This is a genomic window from Pseudomonas sp. CC120222-01a (assembly GCF_003097235.1).
GTDB lineage: Bacteria > Pseudomonadota > Gammaproteobacteria > Pseudomonadales > Pseudomonadaceae > Aquipseudomonas.
In genome coordinates, this window is the sequence record NZ_QEQQ01000014.1 from 114,785 (window position 1) to 135,587 (window position 20,803).

24 protein-coding genes are annotated in these 20,803 nt (G+C 63.2%); 18 read left to right on the plus strand and 6 right to left on the minus strand.

The window, feature by feature from the left end; translation table 11 throughout:
- The first annotated feature begins 128 nt into the window (after positions 1 to 128).
- The 3 genes from N430_RS18340 to catA all read left to right on the plus strand — a co-directional run bounded on the left by N430_RS18340 (position 129) and on the right by catA (position 2,690).
- Positions 129 to 1,250 (plus strand): muconate cycloisomerase family protein, encoded by a 1,122-nt coding sequence (locus N430_RS18340; RefSeq protein ID WP_116583650.1) that lies wholly within the window; start codon positions 129 to 131, stop codon positions 1,248 to 1,250.
- A gap of 162 nt (positions 1,251 to 1,412) precedes the next feature.
- Entirely contained in the window at positions 1,413 to 1,703 is a 291-nt protein-coding gene (catC, locus tag N430_RS18345) for a muconolactone Delta-isomerase (RefSeq protein ID WP_110638214.1), read from the plus strand.
- Positions 1,704 to 1,754: 51 nt separating this feature from the next.
- Entirely contained in the window at positions 1,755 to 2,690 is a 936-nt protein-coding gene (catA, locus tag N430_RS18350; protein WP_110638215.1) for a catechol 1,2-dioxygenase, read from the plus strand.
- Between the two features lie 77 nt (positions 2,691 to 2,767).
- Here catA and N430_RS18355 read toward each other — a convergent pair whose 3' ends face one another.
- On the minus strand, positions 2,768 to 3,691 hold the full coding sequence (locus N430_RS18355; RefSeq protein ID WP_110638216.1) for a LysR family transcriptional regulator: 924 nt from the start codon (positions 3,689 to 3,691) through the stop codon (positions 2,768 to 2,770).
- A gap of 498 nt (positions 3,692 to 4,189) precedes the next feature.
- On the opposite strand from N430_RS18355, the gene iacA reads away from it, so the two are divergent.
- Genes iacA through N430_RS18390 form a run of 7 tightly spaced genes read left to right on the plus strand, consistent with a single transcriptional unit; the run spans position 4,190 to position 9,773 of the window.
- Positions 4,190 to 5,359 (plus strand): indole-3-acetate monooxygenase, encoded by a 1,170-nt coding sequence (iacA, locus tag N430_RS18360; protein ID WP_110638217.1) that lies wholly within the window; start codon positions 4,190 to 4,192, stop codon positions 5,357 to 5,359.
- 17 nt (positions 5,360 to 5,376) lie between these two features.
- Positions 5,377 to 5,739, plus strand: a complete 363-nt coding sequence (locus N430_RS18365) for an IacB protein (protein ID WP_110638218.1) — start codon at positions 5,377 to 5,379, stop codon at positions 5,737 to 5,739.
- A gap of 15 nt (positions 5,740 to 5,754) precedes the next feature.
- On the plus strand, positions 5,755 to 7,038 hold the full coding sequence (locus tag N430_RS18370; RefSeq protein WP_110638219.1) for a Rieske 2Fe-2S domain-containing protein: 1,284 nt from the start codon (positions 5,755 to 5,757) through the stop codon (positions 7,036 to 7,038).
- Complete coding sequence (locus tag N430_RS18375) at positions 7,038 to 7,514, plus strand: aromatic-ring-hydroxylating dioxygenase subunit beta (protein ID WP_110638220.1); 477 nt, start codon at positions 7,038 to 7,040, stop codon at positions 7,512 to 7,514. Before N430_RS18370 ends, N430_RS18375 begins: the two co-directional genes overlap by 1 nt.
- A 10-nt stretch (positions 7,515 to 7,524) precedes the next feature.
- Positions 7,525 to 8,256: an SDR family NAD(P)-dependent oxidoreductase gene (locus N430_RS18380; RefSeq protein ID WP_110638221.1), complete on the plus strand. Its 732-nt coding sequence runs from the start codon at positions 7,525 to 7,527 to the stop codon at positions 8,254 to 8,256.
- 48 nt (positions 8,257 to 8,304) lie between these two features.
- Positions 8,305 to 9,264, plus strand: coding sequence for a PDR/VanB family oxidoreductase (locus N430_RS18385; RefSeq protein ID WP_110638222.1), 960 nt, complete (start codon positions 8,305 to 8,307; stop codon positions 9,262 to 9,264).
- Between the two features lie 11 nt (positions 9,265 to 9,275).
- Positions 9,276 to 9,773: a flavin reductase gene (locus N430_RS18390; RefSeq protein ID WP_110638223.1), complete on the plus strand. Its 498-nt coding sequence runs from the start codon at positions 9,276 to 9,278 to the stop codon at positions 9,771 to 9,773.
- A 122-nt stretch (positions 9,774 to 9,895) separates the two neighbouring features.
- On the opposite strand, the gene N430_RS18400 is transcribed toward N430_RS18390, so the two are convergent.
- Positions 9,896 to 10,375, minus strand: a complete 480-nt coding sequence (locus tag N430_RS18400) for a MarR family winged helix-turn-helix transcriptional regulator (protein ID WP_079228674.1) — start codon at positions 10,373 to 10,375, stop codon at positions 9,896 to 9,898.
- Positions 10,376 to 10,549: 174 nt separating this feature from the next.
- On the opposite strand from N430_RS18400, the gene N430_RS18405 reads away from it, so the two are divergent.
- The 5 genes from N430_RS18405 (at position 10,550) to N430_RS18425 (ending at position 13,445) form a co-directional block, all read left to right on the plus strand.
- Positions 10,550 to 11,659 carry an amidase gene (locus N430_RS18405; RefSeq protein WP_110638225.1) on the plus strand — a complete coding sequence of 370 codons (1,110 nt, stop codon included), beginning with the start codon at positions 10,550 to 10,552 and terminating at the stop codon, positions 11,657 to 11,659.
- 7 nt (positions 11,660 to 11,666) lie between these two features.
- Complete coding sequence (locus tag N430_RS18410; RefSeq protein ID WP_110638226.1) at positions 11,667 to 12,179, plus strand: nuclear transport factor 2 family protein; 513 nt, start codon at positions 11,667 to 11,669, stop codon at positions 12,177 to 12,179.
- Positions 12,180 to 12,343: 164 nt separating this feature from the next.
- Positions 12,344 to 12,664, plus strand: coding sequence for a YbjQ family protein (locus N430_RS18415; protein WP_110638227.1), 321 nt, complete (start codon positions 12,344 to 12,346; stop codon positions 12,662 to 12,664).
- 135 nt (positions 12,665 to 12,799) lie between these two features.
- Entirely contained in the window at positions 12,800 to 12,988 is a 189-nt protein-coding gene (locus N430_RS18420) for a hypothetical protein (RefSeq protein ID WP_110638228.1), read from the plus strand.
- 160 nt (positions 12,989 to 13,148) lie between these two features.
- Positions 13,149 to 13,445, plus strand: a complete 297-nt coding sequence (locus tag N430_RS18425; RefSeq protein WP_110638229.1) for a hypothetical protein — start codon at positions 13,149 to 13,151, stop codon at positions 13,443 to 13,445.
- A gap of 47 nt (positions 13,446 to 13,492) precedes the next feature.
- On the opposite strand, the gene N430_RS18430 is transcribed toward N430_RS18425, so the two are convergent.
- Both N430_RS18430 and ampC read right to left on the minus strand, forming a co-directional pair.
- Complete coding sequence (locus N430_RS18430; RefSeq protein ID WP_027916800.1) at positions 13,493 to 13,825, minus strand: hypothetical protein; 333 nt, start codon at positions 13,823 to 13,825, stop codon at positions 13,493 to 13,495.
- 284 nt (positions 13,826 to 14,109) lie between these two features.
- Positions 14,110 to 15,246, minus strand: a complete 1,137-nt coding sequence (gene ampC / locus N430_RS18435; RefSeq protein WP_110638230.1) for a class C beta-lactamase — start codon at positions 15,244 to 15,246, stop codon at positions 14,110 to 14,112.
- Positions 15,247 to 15,364: 118 nt separating this feature from the next.
- On the opposite strand from ampC, the gene N430_RS18440 reads away from it, so the two are divergent.
- The 3 genes from N430_RS18440 to N430_RS18450 all read left to right on the plus strand — a co-directional run bounded on the left by N430_RS18440 (position 15,365) and on the right by N430_RS18450 (position 18,786).
- On the plus strand, positions 15,365 to 16,357 hold the full coding sequence (locus N430_RS18440) for a bile acid:sodium symporter family protein (protein ID WP_371922782.1): 993 nt from the start codon (positions 15,365 to 15,367) through the stop codon (positions 16,355 to 16,357).
- 383 nt (positions 16,358 to 16,740) lie between these two features.
- Positions 16,741 to 17,727, plus strand: a complete 987-nt coding sequence (locus N430_RS18445) for a DUF1852 domain-containing protein (protein WP_110638231.1) — start codon at positions 16,741 to 16,743, stop codon at positions 17,725 to 17,727.
- A gap of 27 nt (positions 17,728 to 17,754) precedes the next feature.
- Complete coding sequence (locus tag N430_RS18450; protein WP_110638232.1) at positions 17,755 to 18,786, plus strand: methionine synthase; 1,032 nt, start codon at positions 17,755 to 17,757, stop codon at positions 18,784 to 18,786.
- Positions 18,787 to 18,926: 140 nt separating this feature from the next.
- Here N430_RS18450 and gfa read toward each other — a convergent pair whose 3' ends face one another.
- Both gfa and N430_RS18460 read right to left on the minus strand, forming a co-directional pair.
- Complete coding sequence (gene gfa, locus N430_RS18455) at positions 18,927 to 19,505, minus strand: S-(hydroxymethyl)glutathione synthase (RefSeq protein WP_110638233.1); 579 nt, start codon at positions 19,503 to 19,505, stop codon at positions 18,927 to 18,929.
- Between the two features lie 70 nt (positions 19,506 to 19,575).
- Positions 19,576 to 20,709: an aminotransferase class V-fold PLP-dependent enzyme gene (locus tag N430_RS18460; protein ID WP_110638234.1), complete on the minus strand. Its 1,134-nt coding sequence runs from the start codon at positions 20,707 to 20,709 to the stop codon at positions 19,576 to 19,578.
- Positions 20,710 to 20,803: the final 94 nt, after the last annotated feature.

Genomic DNA, 20,803 nt, shown 5'->3' on the forward strand with positions numbered 1-20,803 from the left:
TCCTGGGTATGGTGGGAGATTCATTTGATATTGGACGGCCCTCAGGGTCTCGCGCAATGCTTGAATAATCAAGTAAATGTAGTATCGGGTCTGCAGCCTGCGGCCTGATTTGACGGGACCTTCGAACCATGACAAACGCCCTGATCGAGCGCATCGACGCGATCATCGTCGACCTGCCGACCATCCGCCCGCACAAGCTGGCGATGCACACGATGCAGCAGCAGACCCTGGTGGTGCTGCGCCTGCGCTGCAGCGACGGCGTCGAAGGCATCGGCGAGGCCACCACCATCGGCGGCCTGGCCTACGGCTACGAGAGCCCCGAAGGCATCAAGGCCAACATCGACGCCCACCTGGCACCCGCGCTGATCGGCTTGCCCGCCGACAACATCAACGCCGCCATGCTCAAGCTCGACAAGCTGGCCAAGGGCAACACTTTCGCCAAGTCCGGCATCGAAAGCGCCTTGCTCGACGCCCAGGGCAAGCGCCTCGGCCTGCCCGTCAGCGAACTGCTCGGTGGCCGCGTGCGCGACAGCCTGGAAGTGGCCTGGACCCTGGCCAGCGGCGACACCGCCCGCGACATCGGCGAAGCCGAGCACATGCTGGAGATCCGCCGGCACCGCGTGTTCAAGCTGAAGATCGGCGCCAACCCGCTGGAGCAGGACTTGAAGCACGTGGTGGCGATCAAGCGTGAGCTGGGCGAACGCGCCAGCGTGCGCGTCGACGTCAACCAGTACTGGGACGAATCCCAAGCCATCCGCGCCTGCCAGGTGCTCGGCGACAACGGCATCGACCTGATCGAACAGCCCATCTCGCGCATCAACCGCGGCGGCCAGGTGCGCCTGAACCAGCGCAGCCCGGCGCCGATCATGGCTGACGAGTCCATCGAGAGCGTCGAGGACGCCTTCAGCCTGGCCGCCGACGGCGCCGCCAGCATCTTCGCCCTGAAAATTGCCAAGAATGGCGGCCCACGCGCCGTGCTGCGCACCGCGCAGATCGCCGAAGCGGCCGGTATTGCCCTGTACGGCGGGACCATGCTCGAAGGCTCGATCGGCACCCTGGCCTCGGCCCATGCCTTCCTCACCCTGCGCCAGCTGACCTGGGGCACCGAGCTGTTCGGGCCGCTGCTGCTGACCGAAGAGATCGTCAACGAGCCACCGCAGTACCACGACTTCCAGCTGCATGTGCCACGCACCCCGGGCCTGGGCCTGAGCCTCGACGAACAACGCCTGGCGCGCTTTGCCCGCCGCTGAGCCACGGACTGAAGGAACACACAAATCCCCTGTGGGAGCGGCTTTAGCCGCGAAGCAGGCGACGCGGAGGATGGCACCGGCTGCGCCGGTGTTCGCGGCTAAAGCCGCTCCCACAGGGTCCGTGCCAGCCTTTGAACACTTTGCAAGACAGGAGAAAACAACATGCTGTTCCACGTGAAGATGACCGTGAAACTGCCGGTCGACATGGACCCGGCCAAGGCCGCGCAACTGAAGGCCGACGAGAAGGAACTGGCCCAGCGCCTGCAGCGCGAGGGCAGCTGGCGCCACCTGTGGCGCATCGCCGGGCACTACGCCAACTACAGCGTGTTCGACGTGCCCAGCGTCGAGGCATTGCACGACACGCTGATGCAGCTGCCGCTGTTCCCGTACATGGACATCGAGGTCGACGGCCTGTGTCGCCACCCGTCGTCGATCCACAGCGACGACCGCTGATTCACCCTTGAACCACGACTACCTGACAAGAACAATTCGAGGTAAGCAGAAATGACCGTGAAGATCTCCCACACCGCCGACATCCAGGCCTTCTTCGAGCAAGTGGCCGGCCTTGGCCAGGCCGAAGGCAACCCGCGCTTCAAGCAGATCATGCTGCGCGTACTGCAAGACACCGCACGCCTGATCGAAGACCTGGAGGTCAGCGAGGACGAGTTCTGGCATGCCGTCGCCTACCTCAACCGCCTTGGCGGGCGCAACGAGGCGGGCCTGCTGGCGGCAGGCCTGGGCATCGAGCACTTCCTCGACCTGCTGCAGGACGCCAAGGACGCCGAAGCCGGTTTGACCGGCGGCACCCCACGCACCATCGAGGGCCCGCTGTACGTGGCCGGCGCGCCGCTGTCCGAGGGTGAAGCGCGCATGGACGATGGCACCGACCCCGGTGTGGTGATGTTCCTCCAGGGCCAGGTGTTCGATGCCGACGGAAAGCCGCTGGCCGGCGCCACCGTCGACCTGTGGCACGCCAACACTCAGGGCACCTACTCGTACTTCGATTCGACCCAGTCCGACTACAACCTGCGCCGGCGCATCGTCACCGATGCCGAAGGCCGCTACCGTGCCCGTTCCATCGTGCCGTCCGGTTATGGCTGCGACCCGCAGGGCCCGACCCAGGAATGCCTGAACCTGCTTGGCCGCCACGGCCAGCGCCCGGCCCATGTGCACTTCTTCATCTCGGCGCCGGGCCACCGTCACCTGACCACGCAGATCAACTTCGCTGGCGACAAGTACCTGTGGGACGACTTCGCCTACGCCACCCGCGACGGCCTGATCGGCGACCTCCGGTTTGTCGACGATGCTGCCGCGGCCCGTGACCGCGGTGTGCAGGGCGAGCGCTTTGCCGAGCTGTCGTTCGACTTCCAGCTGCAGGCCGCCAAGGCGCCAGAAGCCGAGGAACGCAGCCACCGGCCACGGGCATTGCAAGATAGCTAAGCCCTGATTCACTCCTGTGGGAGCGGCCTTGTGTCGCGAAAGGGGCGCAACGCGCCCCCGGCAATTCCAAACCTTTCTCAGGCATTAGCCGCCATGCGCACCGCCCGGGCCATCTCCGTTGCCAGCTCGCGGCTCAGCCCATCCAGCGTGCGCCCGCGTCGGGTGACGATCTGGATATCGGTCGCATTCATCGCCGGGCAATCGATCGCCAGTGCCTTGAACGTGCCGTTCTTGAGCTCATCGATGATCGGCAGTTCGGCCAGCAAGGTGGCGCCCAGGCCGGAGCGGACGAAGTCGAGAATCACCGCCAGCGAATTGGAAGTGAGCGTGGGCACGATGGTGAATGGCTGGTCCTTGCACGCCGCATCGGCCAGTTCGCGCACACGAAAATCGGCGCCCGGCAGCACCAGCGATTCACGCGCCACGTCTTCCAGGCTGACCGTGGTCCGTGCGGCCAGGCGGCTGTCGCGGTGCACGATCATGCGCAGCGGCTGGGCCAGGCTGTAGAGGCGGGTCAGGCGGGCGGTGGCGCTGGGGGCGAAGATCACCCCCAGGTGCGCCTCATCGGCCAGCACCCGGCGCTGCACTTCCAGCGAGGGGGCGCTGATGATCTCGGCCTTGTGCGCGCCATGGGCATGCAGAAACCCCTGCAGCGAATTGATCGCCCGGGCACCTAGCAGGCCTTCGCCAATGGCGATCACGGTCGAGGCCTGCTGCTGACCGCGCAGCTGATCCAGGCGATTGACCAGCTGGGTGTGCTGGCGGATGCGCTCGACGTAATAGTCCACGGCCGCCTCGCCGGCAGCCGTCAGGCTGATGCGGTGGGTGCCGGGGCGGACCAGTTCGATATCCAGTTCTTCTTCCAGCCGGGCGATCTGCCGGCTGACCGATGAGGTGGCGACGCCCAATGCTTCAGCGGCGGCGCGCATGGAGCCCTTGTCGTGGCTCAGGTGCAGATAGCGCAGGCGATGGTCCTGCAAGTCGATGTGGCGGGTGGGCATGGCCTCGACCTCGGGGTAATCACGGCAGGCATTGGCGTGTCCCCATCGATCCTGGCGGGGCGCTTGCTGTTGTTTTTATGGGTTGTGGCGCTCCTTGCCTGGCCATCCTACACCAGCTTTTTACTCTCCGGAATCATGTGAAAAGTCGACTAAAAATTTTTCGGAATATCACCGTGCATGGTTAGTTTTTTTCGTCGATCTTTCGTGACTCTCGATGGCTATAAAAATTGATATTAATCAATTGGATAAGTGCTTTTTTGTTGATTAGCAGAATGTTCAGTGAGGCGGTTGCGAGGATTTTTAGCGTGAAAATTCAATTGACAATTCACGTAATCGATCGCAAATTTTTGTCACCGGCACCCAAAACAAGAGAGACAGAACCATGCCGCCCGACCCAGCCTTTGCCCCCCTGCGTGGCCGCTGCTCGCCCTTGCCGAGCCTGGCCATTTCGCCGCCTGCCAAACAACACAAAAACCGCGCCTGAGACGGAGAATGTCCATGGATTCGCTTTGCCTGCGTGCCGCGCCTGTGTCGGCGCTCGCCTCTGGCCCTGCCTTCGAGGCCTTGCTTGACGGGGTGCGTGATCGTGCCCGCCTCGGTGAGTTCGATCGCCAGCGCCACATTTCCCGCGACGTGATCGATGCCTTCAAGGCCCACGGCGTATACCGCGCCCTGGTACCGAAACGCTTTGGCGGGCTGGAATGCTCGCCGGGTGCCTTCTGCGAAATGATCGAGCGCATTTCCCATGCCGACGGCTCGGCCGGCTGGGTCGCCAGCTTCGGCATGAGCCCGGTTTACCTGGCGGCGCTGCCGCTGGAGACCATTGCCGAGATCTACGGCAACAGCCCCGACACCGTGTTCGCCGGTGGCATCTTCCCGCCACAACCGGCCGAGATCGTGTCTGGCGGCTTCAAGGTCAATGGCCGCTGGAAGTACTCCAGCGGCTCCATGGGCGCCGACATCGTCGGTGTCGGCATCGCTCCGCGCAACGGCGACAAGCTCGACCTGCCGCGCCTGGCTGTGCTGCCGCGCAGCCAGGCGCGCATCGAGGAAACCTGGGACACCGTCGGCCTGCTCGGCACCGGCAGCCACGACCTGCTGGTCGAGGACGTGGTGGTCGGCGAGCAGTGGACCTTTGTCCGCGGTGGCAAGCCGAACCTCGACGAGCCGTTCTTCCGCTACCCGTCGCTGTCATTCGCCACCCAGGTGCTTTCGGTGGTCGGCTTAGGCATTGCCCGCGCCGCGCTGGACGAGCTGTCGGGCATGGCCAGCGGGCGCATCTCGGTCACCGGCGCCCCGGCGCTGGCCGACCGCCCGCTGGCCCAGGTCGACGTGGCCAAGGCCGAGGCGGCGCTGCGTTCGGCGCGGGCGTTCTTCTACGAGTCCATCGAGCAGGCCTGGGAACACGTGCTGGCCGGCGACCCGGTACCGGTCGAGGTCACCAACCTGCTGCGTCTGTCCTCCACCCATGCCGCACGCGTGGCCGCCGAAGTGGCGCGCAGCGCGCAGATGCTCTCGGGCATGACCGGCATTTACAACGAAAGCCCGCTGGCCCGCTGCGTCAACGATGCGCAAGTGGTCACCCAGCACGCCTTCATGGGCGACGTCACCTACCAGAACGCCGGGGCGATGTTCTTCGGCAAACAGCCCCTGCCGGGCTACCTGTAACTTTCGGGATTACTGACATGAGCGATAAGAAAGCCTTGCGCGTGCTGTTCTGCATGGGCATCAACCAGAACTTCTTCGACGCCCCGCGTGAGGAGCAACTGCAGGTGTGGGCCGCGTTCAGCGCGATGTGGAACGGCATCCACGACCTGGCCGGGGTCAACGTGCTGGGCAACATGGATGACGACCAGAGCATGGTCGGCCCGTCCGACGGCTTCCCCTGGACCACCTACCTGCTGGCCGATGTGCCGGACATCGAGACCGTGCACGCCGCCTGCAACCTGTTCCGCACCACCGCCGTGGGCGAGGGGCCGTACAAGCTGTGGCGCTACGCCAAGGTCGAGGCCCGTGTCGGCCGCGAACTGATCATCCAGCGCGCCTGAATCGAGGACCATGCCGTGACCAACCTGATCCCTGCCGTCAACCTGACGGTCGACCCGGCCGAGCTGGTGCAGCCCGACCGCGTTCACACCTCCCTGTACACCGACCCGGCGCTATTCGACGCCGAGCTGGAAAAGATCTTCCACAGCACCTGGATCTGGGTCGCCCACGAGAGCGAAGTCCCGGAGGCGGGCAGCTACAAGACCACCTACATCGGCAAGCAGCCGGTGATCGTGGTGCGTGATCGCAAGAAAGGCATCAACGTGCTGCTCAACCGCTGCCGCCACCGTGGTGCCACGGTGTGCGAGCACAAGAAAGGCAAGACCAACAGCTTCGTCTGCCCGTACCACGGCTGGGGCTACGCCCTCGACGGCTCGCTGCGCGGCATCCCGCACCCGGAAAGCTACGGCGACTGTATCGACAAGGCCGAGCTGCCGCTGGTCAGCCTGCGCACCGAAAGCTACGCCGGCATGGTGTTCGCCACCTTCAAGGACGACATCGAACCGCTGGAAGACTTCCTCGGTGCGGCGAAGAAGTGGATGGACCTGTTCATGAAACAGGGCGCTGGTTATGGCATCAAAGTGCCGGGCGAGCACCGCTTCCGCTTCCCTGGCAACTGGAAGATCCAGCTGGAAAACACCACCGACGCCTACCACTTCCCGCTGGTGCACAAGAGCTTCCTGTCTTCGGTGGATGAGCAAACCCTGGAGCTGTTCGACTTCGTCAAAGGCCCCGGCTACGTCGAAGACCTGGGCAACGGCCACAGCGTGATGGTGATGATCCCCGAGCTGGTGGATCTCGACGCTGATCTCGACAAGCCGATTCCCGAGCGCTTCGAGTCGTTGGCCGCCGAGTTGCGCGACGAAGGCATCGAGGAGCCGCAGGTGCGCCGCATCGTCCGCGCCGTCGGCGGCTCCGGCTTCAACCTCAACCTGTTCCCCAACGTCGCCTGTTCGATGGCGTTCTTCCGCGTGCTGCAACCGATCTCGGTCACCGAAACGGAAATCCACCACTCGGTGATCACCATGGACGGCGGCCCGGCCGCAGCCAACCGCTACCGCCTGCGCCTGCACGAGCACTTCCAGGGCCCGATGGGCTTTGGCACCCCGGACGATTCCGAGGCGTGGGAGCGCGTGCAAAAAGGCGCTAACGCCGGTGAAAACCTGTGGATCATGCTCAACCGCGGCCTGCCGGGCGAGAAGCCCAGTGAAGACGGCCTGGTCTCCGACGTCAGTGCCGAAACCGGCATGCGGGCGGCGTATCAGCAGTGGAAGAAGTTGATGGCGGCGGAGGCCAAATGATGAACCTGAATCTGCTCAACGAAGTCACTGCTTTCATCTGGCAGGAAGGCGACATGCTCGACCACGGTGAATACGACACTTGGCTGAGCCTGTGGACCGAGAAAGGGACCTACATCATCCCGATCAACCCGAAAGAAACCGACTACGAAAACACCCTGAACTACGCCTACGACGACCACCACATGCGTGGCCTGCGTGTGCAGCGGCTGATCGGTGGCGAGTCGATTTCCACCAGCCCGCAACCGCGTACCGTACGCACGATCTCGCGTTTCCGCGTGCTTGGCGACGATGGCGTCAACGTCACAGTGCGCGCTGCACAGAACATCCGCGAGTTCCGCAAGGAAAGCCTCAAGCACTACAGCGCCGACCTGACCTACACCCTGGTCCGCGCCGAAGGCGGTTTCAAGATCCACCGCAAGGTGATCAGCCTGATCAACAGTGACGATGCCCTCGCCGGCATCGGCTACATCCTCTGAGGTGCATGCCATGAACCAAGTCGCATTGGTAACCGGCGCCGGCCAGGGACTGGGCCAGCGCTTCTGCGCCCGGCTGCTCGCCGCAGGCTTCGACGTGGTGGTCTCGGATCGTGACCTGGCGCTGGCCCAGGCCACCGCCAAGCAGCTGGGTGGCCGCACCCTGGCAGTCAAGCTCGACGTCGGCAGCAAGGCCGACTTCGAACAGGCATTGGCCCAGGTGCTGGAGCACTTCGGCGCCCTGCACGTGGTGGTCAACAACGCCGCCGTGACCAAGACCACGCCGCTGATGCAGATCAGCCCCGAAGAATTCGACGCCGTGGTTGGCCTCAACCTGCGCAGCGTGTTCCTCGCCTGCCAGGTGCTCGGCGCGCATCTGGCCGAAGCCGGCTACGGGCGGATCATCAACATGGCCTCGTTGGCCGGGCAGAACGGCGGCACCGCCACTGGCGCGCACTACGCGGCGAGCAAGGGCGCAATCGTCACCCTGACCAAGATCTTCGCCAAGGAATTCGCCGCCCGTGGCGTCACCGTCAATGCCATCGCCCCTGGCCCGATCGACTCGCCTGCGGTACACGCCGCGGTGCCGGCCGAGCGCATGCAGGGCCTGCTGGCGAACATCCCGGTGCAGCGCCTGGGCGATGCAGATTTTCTGGGCGACCTGATCGTGCAACTGGCGCGGCCCGAGGCCTACTTCACCACCGGGGCGACCTGGGACGTGAACGGCGGCCTGTTCATGCGTTGATAATTTCCGGGGCGCCCACGCGCCCCTCTGTTAGACGGGACACCGGCCATGAATGAACAACTGTTGAACGTAGTCGTGCGCAAGCGCGAGATCCAAGGGGCCGACGTGGTCGTGCTCGACCTGGGCCGGGCCGATGGCGCGGCGCTGCCGGCCTTCGAGGCGGGCGCGCATGTGGACATCCACGTCGCCCCGGGCCTGGTGCGCCAGTATTCGCTGTGCAGCGACCCGGCCGATGCCTCGGTGTATCGCCTGGGCGTATTGAAAGACCCGGCCTCCCGCGGTGGCTCGGTGAGCGTGCACGACACCCTGCTGGAAGGGCACGCGGTGCAGATCAGCACCCCGCGCAACCTGTTCCCGCTGGCGGCCGATGCCCAACGCTCGATCCTGCTGGGTGGCGGCATCGGCATCACGCCGATGATCGCCATGGCCCACGCCCTGCATCAACAGGGTGCCGAGTTCGAACTGCATTACTGCGGGCGCTCGCGCAGCCGCAGCGCCTTTCTCGATGCCCTGGCCTGCGCACCGTTCGCCGCCCGGGTGTTCACCCACTTCGACGACGAGAATGCGGCCCAGCGCCTGAACCTGGCGGATGTGCTCGGCAGCGGCACGCCCGGCACCCACATGTACACCTGCGGCCCGTCGGGCTTCATGGACTGGGTGATCGGCGGCGCGCGCCAGCAAGGCTACAGCGAAGAGCACATCCACAAGGAGTACTTCCAGGTCGAGGTCGACGCCAGCGGCGCCAGCTTCGAAGTGGTCGCCGCCCGCAGCAACAAGACCGTGCAGGTCGCCGAGGGCCAAAGCATTCTCGACGCCCTGGCGCAGGTGGGGATCAAGATCGACATCTCGTGCGAGCAGGGCGTGTGCGGCACCTGCATGTGCGAAGTGCTCGAAGGCGAGCCGGACCACCGCGACGTGTACCTGACCGATGAAGAAAAGGCCGCGAACGACCAGATCCTGGTGTGCTGCTCGCGGGCCAAGTCGAACAAGCTGGTGCTGGATATCTGAGGAGCATGACCATGGTAGACGTATCGCAATTTCGCAATGCAATGGCGCTGCTCGGTGGCGCCGTATCGGTCATCACCACCGATGGCCCCGCCGGCCGCTTCGGCTTCACCGCCTCGGCGGTGTGCAGCGTGACCGACTCGCCGCCCACCTTGCTGGTGTGCATGAACCGCGCCTCGTATTCCAACGAGCAGTTCAAGGCCAATGGCGCGCTGTGCGTGAACGTGCTGGCGGGTACCCATCAGGAACTGTCGGGGGCGTTTGCCAACCGCAACCTGAACATGGACGAACGTTTTGCCGTTACCGACTGGACAGTGCTGGAGAGTGGCGCACCGGTGATGCAGGAAGCCCTGGTCAACTTCGACTGCCGGATTGCCCAGGTGCATGAGGTGGGGTCGCACAGCATCTTCTACTGCGAGATCCAGGACATCCGCCACGGCGGCGCCGATGACGGGCTGGTGTATTTCAACCGGGCCTATCACCGGGTCTGTGAATCTTCGAAAGCCTGCTGAAACGGGGGCTGCTGTGCAGCCCTTTCGCGACACAAGGCCGCTCCTACAAGGGACCGCGCTCTTCTGTAGGAGCGGCCTTGTGTCGCGAAAGGGCCGCAAGGCGGCCCCGGCAATCTAACGACTTACAAGGTCTCAAGATTGTGGAACACCACTTCGAGCATCTTGTTCAACCGCTGCACCTGCGCCTCGGTCAGCCCCTTGAAGCTGCGCTGGAACAGTTCACGAGTCACATCCTGCATGCGTTCGATGTTCTGCAGGCCGACCTCGGTGATGCGCACCTGGGTCACGCGCCCGTCTTCAGGGCTGGGCGCGGTGTCGACCAGGCCATCTTCCTTCATGCGGTAGACGATCTTGGTGATGGTCGACAGCTTGGCGATGGCGTGGGTGGAGATCTCGGAAATGCTCGATTCACCGTTCTCGTTGAGGATCCACAGCACGCGCCAGCGCGGCACGTCGAGGTCGACCTTCTTCAGCAGACGTTCCATGTTCTGGGTGTAGCGGCCGTGCACACGGGCCAGCCAGTAGAAGGGGAAATCTTCCTTGCGAAATTCATCGCTGGCCGGGTCGTGATGGCTGTGGCCTTTGTTTTTCGAAGTGCTCATCGATTCACTACTTGTGCGGAAATAGTCGCGACATCATAGACCTTTCCGCGCATTTGACCACCGCAACCGTGTCAGGGATTACGGGAATGTTCAGTTGATATTTCCAGTAATTGATCCACATGTTCATGGCTGGGCCACGGTCCGGCATCCATTCTTGAAAAGGGCTCCACGAAAATGACAATCATAGTAGAAACCCTTGATCTGGGCGGCAGCGGCCCCCGGGTCGTGGTCAAGGACACCATCGACGTCGCCGGTACCGCGACCCGCGCCAGCAGCCAGGCGCTGGAGCACGCGCCGCTGGCCGAGCGGCATGCCGAAGTGGTCAGCCAGTTGCTGGCCAACGGCGCGCGGCTGACCGGCAAGGTCAGCCTGCATGAGCTGGCGTTCGGCACCACCGGCATCAACCACTACACCGGCACAGCGGCCAACCCACGCTTCCCAGGCCGTATTCCGGGCGGCTCTTCCAGCGGTTCGGCGGCAGCAGTGGCTGCCGGCCTGGCCGACTTCAGCCTGGGCACCGACACCGGTGGCTCGGTGCGTGTACCGGCCTGCTGCTGCGGCGTGTTCGGCCTCAAGCCGACCTTTGGCCGGGTCAGCCGCAAAGGCGTGATGCCGGCACACACCAGCCTCGACTGCGTCGGCCCGTTTGCCGCGAGCCTGCCGATGCTGGTGCGGGCGATGACCCTGATCGACCCGACCTTCACCCCGGCGCAGGTCCCGGCCAGGGCCCGTATCGGCGTGCTGCGGGTCACCGCCGAGGCGGCGATCCACAAGGTGGTGCAGGGCGCCCTGACGGCCAGCGGCCTGGCGCTGGGCAATGTCGAGCTCAAGCATTTCGGCGCGGCCTACGAGGCCGGCATGGTGGTGATCAACCGCGAAACCTTCGCCGGCTGCGGCCACTTGCTGGAAACCGGCAAGGTCGGTGCCGATATCGCCGGGCGCCTGGCAGCGGCGGGGCAGACCAGCGACACCGCGCTGGCCGAAGCCGAAGAGGTGCGTCGGCGCTTCACCGCCGAAGTCGACCAGGCCCTGGCCAGCTACGATGTGCTGGCCTTGCCGACCCTGCCGGACTTCCCGCTGCGCCTGGAAGACGCCGCCGATACCCGTGCCGTGCTGGGCATGACCTCGTTGGTGCGGCCATTCAACCTGTCGGGGCACCCGGCCCTGAGCATCCCGCTGGGCAGCGAAGCCGGCCTGCCGGTCGGGCTGCAACTGGTGGCGGCCAAGGGCGCCGACGAAAAGCTGCTGGCGGTGGCCGAGCGCTTGCTGCTGAACCTGTACTGAGGTGGTGATGAACGATATCCATGCACTGCAGGCCCGCCTGCAACGCTTCGAAGACCAGCAGGTCATTCGCGTGTGCATCAACCGCTACATGGAACTGTGCGACCAGCTCGACGCCAGCACTCCGCTGGACGAGCTGGCCGGGCTGTTCACCCGCGAGGCCCTGTGGGAAGGCAAGGGCGCCAAGTATGCCGCGAGCTTTGGCGGCTACCGGGGGCGTGAGGCGATCCGGGCGATGTTCGCCACCTACATGAAGACGCCGGCGCACTTCGCCCTGAACGTGCACTTCCTGACCAGCGAGGTCATCGAGGTGGAAGGCGGGCAGGGGCTGGGGCGTTGGGTGATGCTGCAGACCAGCACCTTTGCCGATGGTGCCTCGCACTTGAATGCGGCGCGTTTGACGGTGCGTTTCGCCCAGGAAGAAGGGCAGTGGCGGATGGCGCATTTCCAGACCGAGAACCTGTTCAGCCGGCCGGTTACGGCCTGGAACAGTGAGGCGCCGTTGCCGGTGCCTGAGCGGTAATCCCTGCAATTGGGGCCGCTTTGCGGCCCATCGCCGGCAAGCGCGGCTGCCACAGAACTGCATACGCTTGAAAGACTGTGAAATACCTGTGGGGCCGGGCTTTCCGGCGATGGGGCCTCGGCATTTGTTAGACTTGGCCTTTTTGCAAGGCCAAGGAGCGCAACATGATCATCTCCACCACCAGCCAACTCGAAGGCCGCCCGATTGCCGAGTACCTTGGCGTGGTCAGCTCCGAATCGGTGCAAGGCATCAACTTCGTGCGCGATTTCTTCACACGCGTTCGCGACGTCTTCGGTGGCCGTTCGCAGACCCTGGAAAGCGCCCTGCGCCAGGCACGCGAGCAGGCCACAGAGGAACTCATTGCGCGGGCACGGCAGTTGCAAGCCGATGCGGTGGTAGGCGTGGACTTCGAGATCAGCATGCCGTCGGTGCAAGGCGGCATGGTCGTGGTGTTCGCCACCGGTACCGCCGTGCGGCTGAAGTAGCCAAATGCCACTGGTCGGGTCTGCGGGTTTCGGCCAGGCAGTCCGCTTGTGACCGGCTAGTCTCACTGGCATAGGTCGCGTTTTTCAGGTCAGCCCATTGCTGGCCGACGCGGGCGCCACGGAATGGAGACAGGCATGAGCGACACCTTTTTCGAAGACACGAACGATGCATTCCCGATCAACAGCCAGGTACGTTGCGGTCAGGCGGCATTCAACCTGGGCTTCGCCCACATGACCCTGGACGACTCGGAAAACCTCAAGCCTGCACACCTGCAGCGCATCAAGAAGGGCCGTTTCACACCACGGGTGCCAGCCAGGAAGTAAGCCTCGAAAAAGTGAACCTGCTCACACGACCCCGCCCGATGGCGGGGTTTTTTGTGGGTGTTGCTTGACCCTGCTCATGGTATCCGTGGGTTGCCCTCGCGATGGCGGCGCAGTTGTGGTCTTCTGGCGCGGCATCCAGGAAAGAGAGGATTGATTTTTCATGCGAGTCAGGGACGAGACCTATTGGCAGTGGGCCGACACACAGTTGCACAGCCGCTGCCATGACGAAGTGCTCAGCGACGGCACTTCGCTGGATATCCAGGTACGCCTGTCGCGGCTCGGCGCGACGCAGCTGTTCCTTGGGTTGTATGGGCAGGACGGTCGGGCACTGCTGGAGGAGTACTATGCGTCGCGGCCTGGCGAGACCATGACCCGTGCGTTGGTGTGGGGTGTGGACCGGGCCCGGGCGCTGGCCACGGGTGCATTGCCCATGCCGCAGCAGCGACGGCGGGCATGAAAAAGCCCGGCCTATGCGGGCCGGGCTCCATAAGTGGCGGCGAACCCTCAGTTCAGCGGTTCGATCACCTTGACTGCCTGCCGCTCACGGGCGGCGGGCCATTCTTGTTGCAGGGTCTGCAGCACGCGGCCGACAAACTCGGTATCGGCGGCGGCCTTCTTGCCGACGTAGCCCTGGCCACGGCGGTAGACCTTGAAGCGGGCGCGCATGCTGGGCAGGTGCGCTTCGAATTCATCTTCGACGGTGTTCGGCGGCAGGCGGTCGATGCGCACCTCGCCGGTCTGGCTGACCCACAGCAGGTGGTCGTCAAGGCTGTCCTTGCGTACCGCGAACAGCTGGGCCAATTGGTCGATAGTCGGATTGTTGTTCAAGTTCATCATAAAGCCCCCATCACCTATTTGTTGTTGATTGTCACAGTTGGCGCCACAGGTTGTAGCGCACTACCAAGGCTGCTACAGCAGCATCGCAACAGGGGCTTTCTCACGCTGCCTTTTGGACAGATTCCCTCTCCACGGACGGCCTGCGTTACCGCGCAAGCCGTCTGGAACACCCTTGCCACCGCTCCCGATCAGGGAGACGGCTTCATCATGCACAAGGCTGATGAACGGCGTCAATGGTTTTGTAGTGAATATTTTTGGTCACTACATCTTGTCGGACAATCCACTCAGTGGTCGAGGCTGGAGAGGATCTGGAAGGCCGCACGCACACGGGCTTCGTTGGGGTAATTGCGGTTGGCGAGCAGGACAATGGCCTTGCCTTCAGACGGGACGAACGCGGCGTAGACGCCGAAGCCGTTAGTGGACCCGGTCTTGTTGTACCAGGCTGCGGGCAAGGCCGGGAGCGCCGGGTTGAGGCGCTGGGTGGCCTGGGGCTCACGAATCAGGCGCGGGCTGTTGCCATCGACCAGCGTGTCCAGCGTGACCGGGTAGGGGTAGCGTTCCCAGCCCAGGCCCTGGGTCATGGCGCCCACCTTGAAGTAGCCGGCCTGGGTGATTTCGGTGGCCTTGCGCAGTGCCGGCGGCAGTTCGGCAGGTTGCATGTGCAGGCGCACGTAACGCAGCAGGTCGCTGGCGCTGGTCTTGATGCCGTAGGCTTCGTCGGCGTAGGGGCCAGGGCTGACGCGTACCGGGCGGTTCTGCGCGTCATAGCCTTGCGCGTACAGCGCCTGTGCTGTTTGCGGCACCTGCAGGTAGGTGTGCTGCAGGCCCATCTGCGGCAGCAGGTGCTGGGTCATGACGGTAGCGAATGGCTTGTGTTGCGCACGTGCCGCGAGGTCGCCGAACAGGCCCAGGCTCGGGTTGGAATAGCAGCGCTGGGTGCCATGCTCGGTGCGCGGCTTCCAGTTGCGGAAGAATGCCAGTGTCTGCTCCGGCGTCTGTACCTCATCGGGGAACTGCAACGGCAGGCAATCGGCGCTGTAGGCGCCAAACTCCAGCACACTGGCCTCGCCCAGGGGCGAACCGGCCAGCGCGGGCTGGTAGCGCCGGGCGGGGGCCTGGAGGTCAAGCTTGCCTTCGGCACTGGCCAGGGCGGCGAGGGTGGCGGTGTAGGTCTTGCTCAGCGAGCCGATCTCGAACAGGGTGTCGGCGGTGACCGCGTTGCCATCGGCCTTGCTGGCCACGCCATAGCTGAAGTAGTGGGCCTGGCCGTTGGCGTAGACCGCCACGGCCATGCCGGCGATATCCTGCTCTTTCATCAGGGGGCGGATCACTTCGTCGACCTGGGCCTGCATCGGCTCGGCAGCGTGCGCACAGGCGACGCCGAACAGGAAGAACAATGGGGCAAGACGTACGAGCGGCATGCAAAGGTCCTTTTCGTGGGGTGTCCGTTGAGCGACACCAATGGGGGTTCCGGCGTTAGCGGGAAAAAACCACAGACCTTATCGTCTGGCCTTGCACAACGACAAGATGGAAACGGTTATGAAATATTTGCGCATGTTGTTCGACAACTTCACCTTGTGCCTGCTCGGGGTGGTGCTGATCGCCACCGTGCTGCCTTGCTCGGGCGACGGCGCGGTGTATTTCGGCTGGCTGACCAACCTGGCGATCGGCCTGCTGTTCTTCCTGCACGGTGCCAAGCTGTCGCGCGAGGCCATCATCGCCGGTGCTGGCCACTGGCGCCTGCACCTGCTGGTGTTCTCCTGCACCTTCGTGATGTTCCCGCTGCTGGGCCTGGCGTTCAAGCCACTGTTCGTACCGCTGGTGGGCAACGAGCTGTACCTGGGCGTGCTGTACCTGTGCGCGCTGCCTGCCACCGTGCAGTCGGCCATCGCCTTCACCTCGCTGGCCCGCGGCAACGTGCCGGCGGCCATCTGCAGTGCGGCGGCTTCCAGCCTGATCGGTATCTTCCTGACCCCGTTGCTGGTGATGATGCTGCTGGGCGCCAGTGGTGATACCGGTTCGGGGCTGGACGCCGTATTGAAGATCACCCTGCAATTGCTGGTGCCATTCGTGGCCGGGCAGATCGCACGCCGCTGGATCGGCGCCTGGGTCAAGAAGAATGCCCGCTGGCTGAAGATCGTCGACCAGGGTTCGATCCTGCTGGTGGTCTACACCGCATTCAGCGAGGCCGTGGTCACCGGCCTGTGGCACACCGTGTCGCCGCAGCACCTGGCCGGGCTGTTCGCCGTCTGCGGGATCCTGCTGGCGGTGGTGCTGTTTGGTACGCGCATGCTGGGCAAGGTGCTGGGCTTCAGCCTGGAAGACCGCATCACCATCCTGTTCGCCGGTTCCAAGAAGAGCCTGGCCACCGGGGTGCCGATGGCCCAGGTGCTGTTCGTTGGGAGCGGCATCGGTGCGATGATCCTGCCGCTGATGCTGTTCCACCAGATCCAGTTGATGGTGTGTGCGGTGCTGGCACAGCGTTATGCCAGCCGTGAGCAGGTAGGTGAGGGGGCTACTGCTTCATCCTGAACATGCTTTCCTGTTCGGGCTTCTTTACAGGGATATCTGCGGCCTGTGGGAGCTTCTATGGCGAGAGGCAAATCTCCTGCAGGAATTTGCCCTTGCCTTCCTTTCTCAGCTTTCAGGCGCGGGCCAGCACGTTGTAGTCGACCACTCGCTTGACGCATACCAGTACCCTCATAGGTTCTCCAGTCATTGATGGTGGGGCGGTGGGGGCAGCGCAGTGTTGGCGGGTGCGGATCGTCCGTTTCAACTTGCGGGGCTGCCGTTGATGGCGTCATGAACATGACTAAAGGCTCTGTGAAATCAATTCAGTTCCACTCGCTCAGACCCTCAATCTAGAATACGTCTCAATTAAAAGCTATTTACGTATTCGAGTGAGACGGTCGATCATGACGTGCACAGATTTCAAGTTTTCCATCAAGCGCATTTGTTTCGACGAAGACTATTGCCCGGCCGAAACAACGCGCCTTACTACCAACTTCGCCAACTTGGCGAGGGGTGCGAGCCGACAGGAGAATCTGCGTAATACGTTGCAGATGATTGACAACCGTTTCAATGCCCTGGCGCACTGGGATAATCCCGAAGGTGATCGTTACACGGTCGAGCTTGAAATTGTTTCTGTCGCCATGAGCCTCGGCGATGATAATCACGATCAGGCATTGCCGTTGATTGAAATCCTGAAGACGAGCATCGTCGACCGCACCACGGGCGAGCGCACCGCAGGCATGGTCGGCAACAACTTCTCTTCTTACGTGCGCGATTACGACTTCAGCGTCTTGCTGCTGGGGCACAACAAAAACCAGGCCGCCTTCAGCACGCCCGAGCATTTTGGCGAGCTGCACGGCAAGCTGTTCAAGAGCTTCGTCAACTCGGCAGCGTATAAAGCACACTTTGCCAAGCCACCGGTTATTTGCCTGAGTGTTTCCAGCAGCAAGAAGTACCACCGCACTGAAAATCAGCACCCTGTATTGGGCCATGAATACCAGCAAGATGAATATTCGCTGACGGATGAATACTTCGGGAAAATGGGCCTGAAGGTCCGCTACTTCATGCCGCCGAACAGTGTTGCGCCCTTGGCGTTCTATTTCGCCGGTGATTTGCTGGGTGACTACAGCAACCTTGAATTGATCAGCACCATCAGCACCATGGACACCTTCCAGAAGATCTATCGGCCGGAAATCTACAATGCCAACTCTGCGGCAGGCAAATGCTACCAACCCAGCCTGCAGCACCAGGATTACTCATTGACGCGCATCGTCTATGACCGCGAAGAGCGTAGCCGGCTGGCCATCGAACAAGGACGCTTTGTCGAAGAGCACTTCATCAAGCCTTACCAAACTGTGCTCGAACAATGGTCCGCTCATTACGCGTGCTGAATTACCAGGAATACAAGGTCACCCGCCATGAAAAAACTGTTACCCACTTCCACTGCCGGCAGCCTGCCCAAGCCTTCCTGGCTGGCGCAACCAGAAACACTCTGGTCGCCCTGGAAGTTGCACGATGAAGCCTTGATCGAAGGCAAGCAGGATGCGCTGCGCCTGGCCCTGCAAGAGCAGCAGCACGCCGGTATCGACATCGTCAGCGATGGCGAGCAAACCCGTCAGCACTTCGTCACGACCTTCATCGAGCATCTCGATGGCGTGGATTTTGAAAAACGTGAAACCGTCAGGATTCGCGATCGCTACGATGCCAGCGTGCCAACGGTGGTAGGCGCCGTTGCCCGTCGCCAGCCGGTCTTCGTCGAAGACGCCAGGTTCCTGCGCCAGCAAACCTCGCAGCCGATCAAATGGGCGCTGCCAGGCCCGATGACCATGATCGACACGCTGTATGACGCGCACTACAAGAGCCGCGAAAAGCTGGCTTGGGAATTCGCCAGGATCCTCAACCAGGAAGCGCGCGAACTCGAAGCAGCTGGTGTCGACATCATCCAGTTCGACGAACCTGCCTTCAACGTGTTCTTCGACGAGGTGAACGAGTGGGGGGTGGCCACCCTGGAGAGGGCGGTCGAAGGCCTGAAATGCGAAACGGCCGTGCATATCTGCTATGGCTATGGCATCAAAGCCAACACCGACTGGAAGAAGACCCTGGGTTCGGAATGGCGGCAATACGAAGAAGCCTTCCCCAAGCTGCAGAAGTCCAGCATCGACATCATCTCGCTGGAATGCCACAACTCCCACGTCCCCATGGACCTGATCGAACTCATCCGTGGCAAGAAGGTGATGGTCGGTGCCATTGATGTGGCAAACCACACAATCGAAACCCCTGAAGAAGTCGCCAATACCCTGCGCAAGGCGCTGCAGTTCGTGGATGCCGACAAGCTCTACCCCTGCACCAACTGTGGCATGGCGCCGTTGCCGCGGCGCGTGGCCAACGGCAAGCTGCGTGCCTTGAGTGCGGGGGCAGAGATCGTCCGCCGCGAACTCGCGCGCCATTGATGGCGGCGACGCAACCCTTGCTGTATTTCAAAGGACACTATTGCAACCTTGCCGCCCATGAGGGCGCTCTGCCTGACATCTACGCCTCGCCGCCCAACGCTTGGTGAGGTTGAGGTCATCTGCGATGGCCAAGGGCAGCGTCAGGCGTCGCGGTAGGTGCCTTTCTGCTTGGCGGCGTGCGTCGCCAGTGCATCCATGAGCGCGGGCGACAAGCAGTCGTACGGTTCCAGGCCAAGTTCACGCAGCCGCCCGCGAATCGCGGCCATCTGTGCCGGAGGCGTGCCGCTTTCGATCACCGAGGACACGAAAGCGGCAAATGCCGGTGCAGACCAGCCGGTTTGCGGGGACAGTTCGGTATGCACGAAGTCGAGGCCGTAGAAGGCATGCCCGCTGTTCTCGACGCGGCCGAACAGGTGGGCGCCACAGTCACGGCAGGCATGGCGCTGGATCACCGCGCCGGGGTCAACCACCTGAAGCTTCTCGCCATGGGCCAGCACGCTGACCTTGTCGCGGGGGACCACGGCCACCACCGAGAAGGTCGCGCCTGCGGGCTTCCAGCACTTGGTGCAGCCACAGGCATGGTTGTGCAGCGTTTGCGCGCTGACGGCGACCTCGACCTTGTCGGTCGGGCACAGGCACTGCAGGGTGCCGCCGGCGAAACCGGGTTGCTCCGGCTGGATACCTTGGTCGATCGATGGATGTAACGCTACGGCGTTCATGGTACTGGTCCCTCCTGTCGCTGGTGTGAGGTCAGTCTGCAGCGTAGGCGAAATGCAGCGAGGATGAGGCTCAGTTCACCAGCACTTCGTCCAGTGCCTGCTCAAGGGTGCTGACCGTGCGCTCGATGTTGTGCAGTTTTTCGAGCCCGAACAAGCCGATGCGGAAGGTCTGGAAGTCGGCTGGCTCGTCACATTGCAACGGCACCCCGGCGGCGATCTGCAGGCCGTGCACGGCAAATTTGCTGCCGTTCTTGATGTCGGCATCATCGGTGTAGCTCACCACCACGCCCGGGGCCTGGAAACCGGCTGCGGCCACGCTCCTGATGCCTTTGCCGGCCAGCAGGGCGCGCACCCGATCGCCCAGCGCCTGCTGTTCGCCACGCAGCTTGTCGAAGCCATAGGCTTGCATCTCGTTCATCACGTCGTTGAACCGCGCCAGTGAATCGCTGGGCATGGTTGCGTGGTAGGCATGCCCGCCCTGTTCGTAGGCCTGCATGATCTGCAGCCACTTTTTCAGGTCGCAGGCAAAGCTGCTGCTCTGCGTCTGCCCGATGCGCTCCAGGGCCAAGGCACTGAACATCACCAGGGCGCAGCAAGGGGAGGCGCTCCAGCCTTTCTGCGGTGCGCTGATCAGCAGGTCGACGGCGCACTTTTGCATATCGACCCAAAGCGTGCCCGAGGCGATGCAGTCCAGCACGAACAGGCCACCCACCGCGTGCACGGCGTCGCCGACGGCCCGCAGGTAATCGTCGGGCAGGATTATCCCGGAAGAGGTTTCGACATGGGGGGCGAAGACCACCTGCGGCTTGTGCGTTTTTATCGCCGCCAGCACTTCGTCCAGGGGAGGAGGGGCGTAGGCCGCCTGGCGACCTGTTTCGACCGGCCGGGCTTTCAGCACCGTGGTGGCCGCCGGGATGTTGCCCATCTCAAGGATCTGGCTCCAGCGATAACTGAACCAGCCGTTGCGGACCACCAGGCATTGCTGGCCGTTGGCGAACTGCCGCGCTACCGCTTCCATGCCGAAGGTACCGCTGCCCGGGACTACCGCAACGGCCTGGGCGTTGTAGACCTGTTTCAGGGTGCTGGAAATGTTCCGCATCACGCCTTGGAAAGTCTGCGACATGTGATTGAGCGAGCGGTCGGTGTAGACCACCGAGTACTCGACCAGCCCTTCGGGATCAATGGCGGGATAGATCTTGGACATGGGGTGACTCCTTTCGGCAGAGAGGTTTCGGCAGAGATGTCAGTGGTATCGACCTTGGCCCAGGATTTGGCAAATGACAAGATTGGGGCCACTT

Excerpts from the sequence above, each read along its gene's own strand:
- N430_RS18380 (WP_110638221.1), top strand. The coding sequence starts at position 7,525 with ATGAACCAAGTCGCATTGGTAACCGGCGCCGGCCAGGGACTGGGCCAG.
- N430_RS18445 (WP_110638231.1), top strand. The coding sequence starts at position 16,741 with ATGACGTGCACAGATTTCAAGTTTTCCATCAAGCGCATTTGTTTCGAC.
- catA (WP_110638215.1), top strand. The coding sequence starts at position 1,755 with ATGACCGTGAAGATCTCCCACACCGCCGACATCCAGGCCTTCTTCGAG.
- N430_RS18425 (WP_110638229.1), top strand. The coding sequence starts at position 13,149 with ATGCGAGTCAGGGACGAGACCTATTGGCAGTGGGCCGACACACAGTTG.
- catC (WP_110638214.1), top strand. The coding sequence starts at position 1,413 with ATGCTGTTCCACGTGAAGATGACCGTGAAACTGCCGGTCGACATGGAC.
- N430_RS18340 (WP_116583650.1), top strand. The coding sequence starts at position 129 with ATGACAAACGCCCTGATCGAGCGCATCGACGCGATCATCGTCGACCTG.
- N430_RS18390 (WP_110638223.1), top strand. The coding sequence starts at position 9,276 with ATGGTAGACGTATCGCAATTTCGCAATGCAATGGCGCTGCTCGGTGGC.
- N430_RS18400 (WP_079228674.1), bottom strand. The coding sequence starts at position 10,375 with ATGAGCACTTCGAAAAACAAAGGCCACAGCCATCACGACCCGGCCAGC.
- iacA (WP_110638217.1), top strand. The coding sequence starts at position 4,190 with ATGGATTCGCTTTGCCTGCGTGCCGCGCCTGTGTCGGCGCTCGCCTCT.
- N430_RS18410 (WP_110638226.1), top strand. The coding sequence starts at position 11,667 with ATGAACGATATCCATGCACTGCAGGCCCGCCTGCAACGCTTCGAAGAC.
- N430_RS18385 (WP_110638222.1), top strand. The coding sequence starts at position 8,305 with ATGAATGAACAACTGTTGAACGTAGTCGTGCGCAAGCGCGAGATCCAA.
- N430_RS18375 (WP_110638220.1), top strand. The coding sequence starts at position 7,038 with ATGAACCTGAATCTGCTCAACGAAGTCACTGCTTTCATCTGGCAGGAA.
- N430_RS18460 (WP_110638234.1), bottom strand. The coding sequence starts at position 20,709 with ATGTCCAAGATCTATCCCGCCATTGATCCCGAAGGGCTGGTCGAGTAC.
- ampC (WP_110638230.1), bottom strand. The coding sequence starts at position 15,246 with ATGCCGCTCGTACGTCTTGCCCCATTGTTCTTCCTGTTCGGCGTCGCC.
- N430_RS18450 (WP_110638232.1), top strand. The coding sequence starts at position 17,755 with ATGAAAAAACTGTTACCCACTTCCACTGCCGGCAGCCTGCCCAAGCCT.
- N430_RS18420 (WP_110638228.1), top strand. The coding sequence starts at position 12,800 with ATGAGCGACACCTTTTTCGAAGACACGAACGATGCATTCCCGATCAAC.
- N430_RS18355 (WP_110638216.1), bottom strand. The coding sequence starts at position 3,691 with ATGCCCACCCGCCACATCGACTTGCAGGACCATCGCCTGCGCTATCTG.
- N430_RS18440 (WP_371922782.1), top strand. The coding sequence starts at position 15,365 with ATGAAATATTTGCGCATGTTGTTCGACAACTTCACCTTGTGCCTGCTC.
- N430_RS18365 (WP_110638218.1), top strand. The coding sequence starts at position 5,377 with ATGAGCGATAAGAAAGCCTTGCGCGTGCTGTTCTGCATGGGCATCAAC.
- N430_RS18430 (WP_027916800.1), bottom strand. The coding sequence starts at position 13,825 with ATGATGAACTTGAACAACAATCCGACTATCGACCAATTGGCCCAGCTG.
- gfa (WP_110638233.1), bottom strand. The coding sequence starts at position 19,505 with ATGAACGCCGTAGCGTTACATCCATCGATCGACCAAGGTATCCAGCCG.
- N430_RS18405 (WP_110638225.1), top strand. The coding sequence starts at position 10,550 with ATGACAATCATAGTAGAAACCCTTGATCTGGGCGGCAGCGGCCCCCGG.
- N430_RS18415 (WP_110638227.1), top strand. The coding sequence starts at position 12,344 with ATGATCATCTCCACCACCAGCCAACTCGAAGGCCGCCCGATTGCCGAG.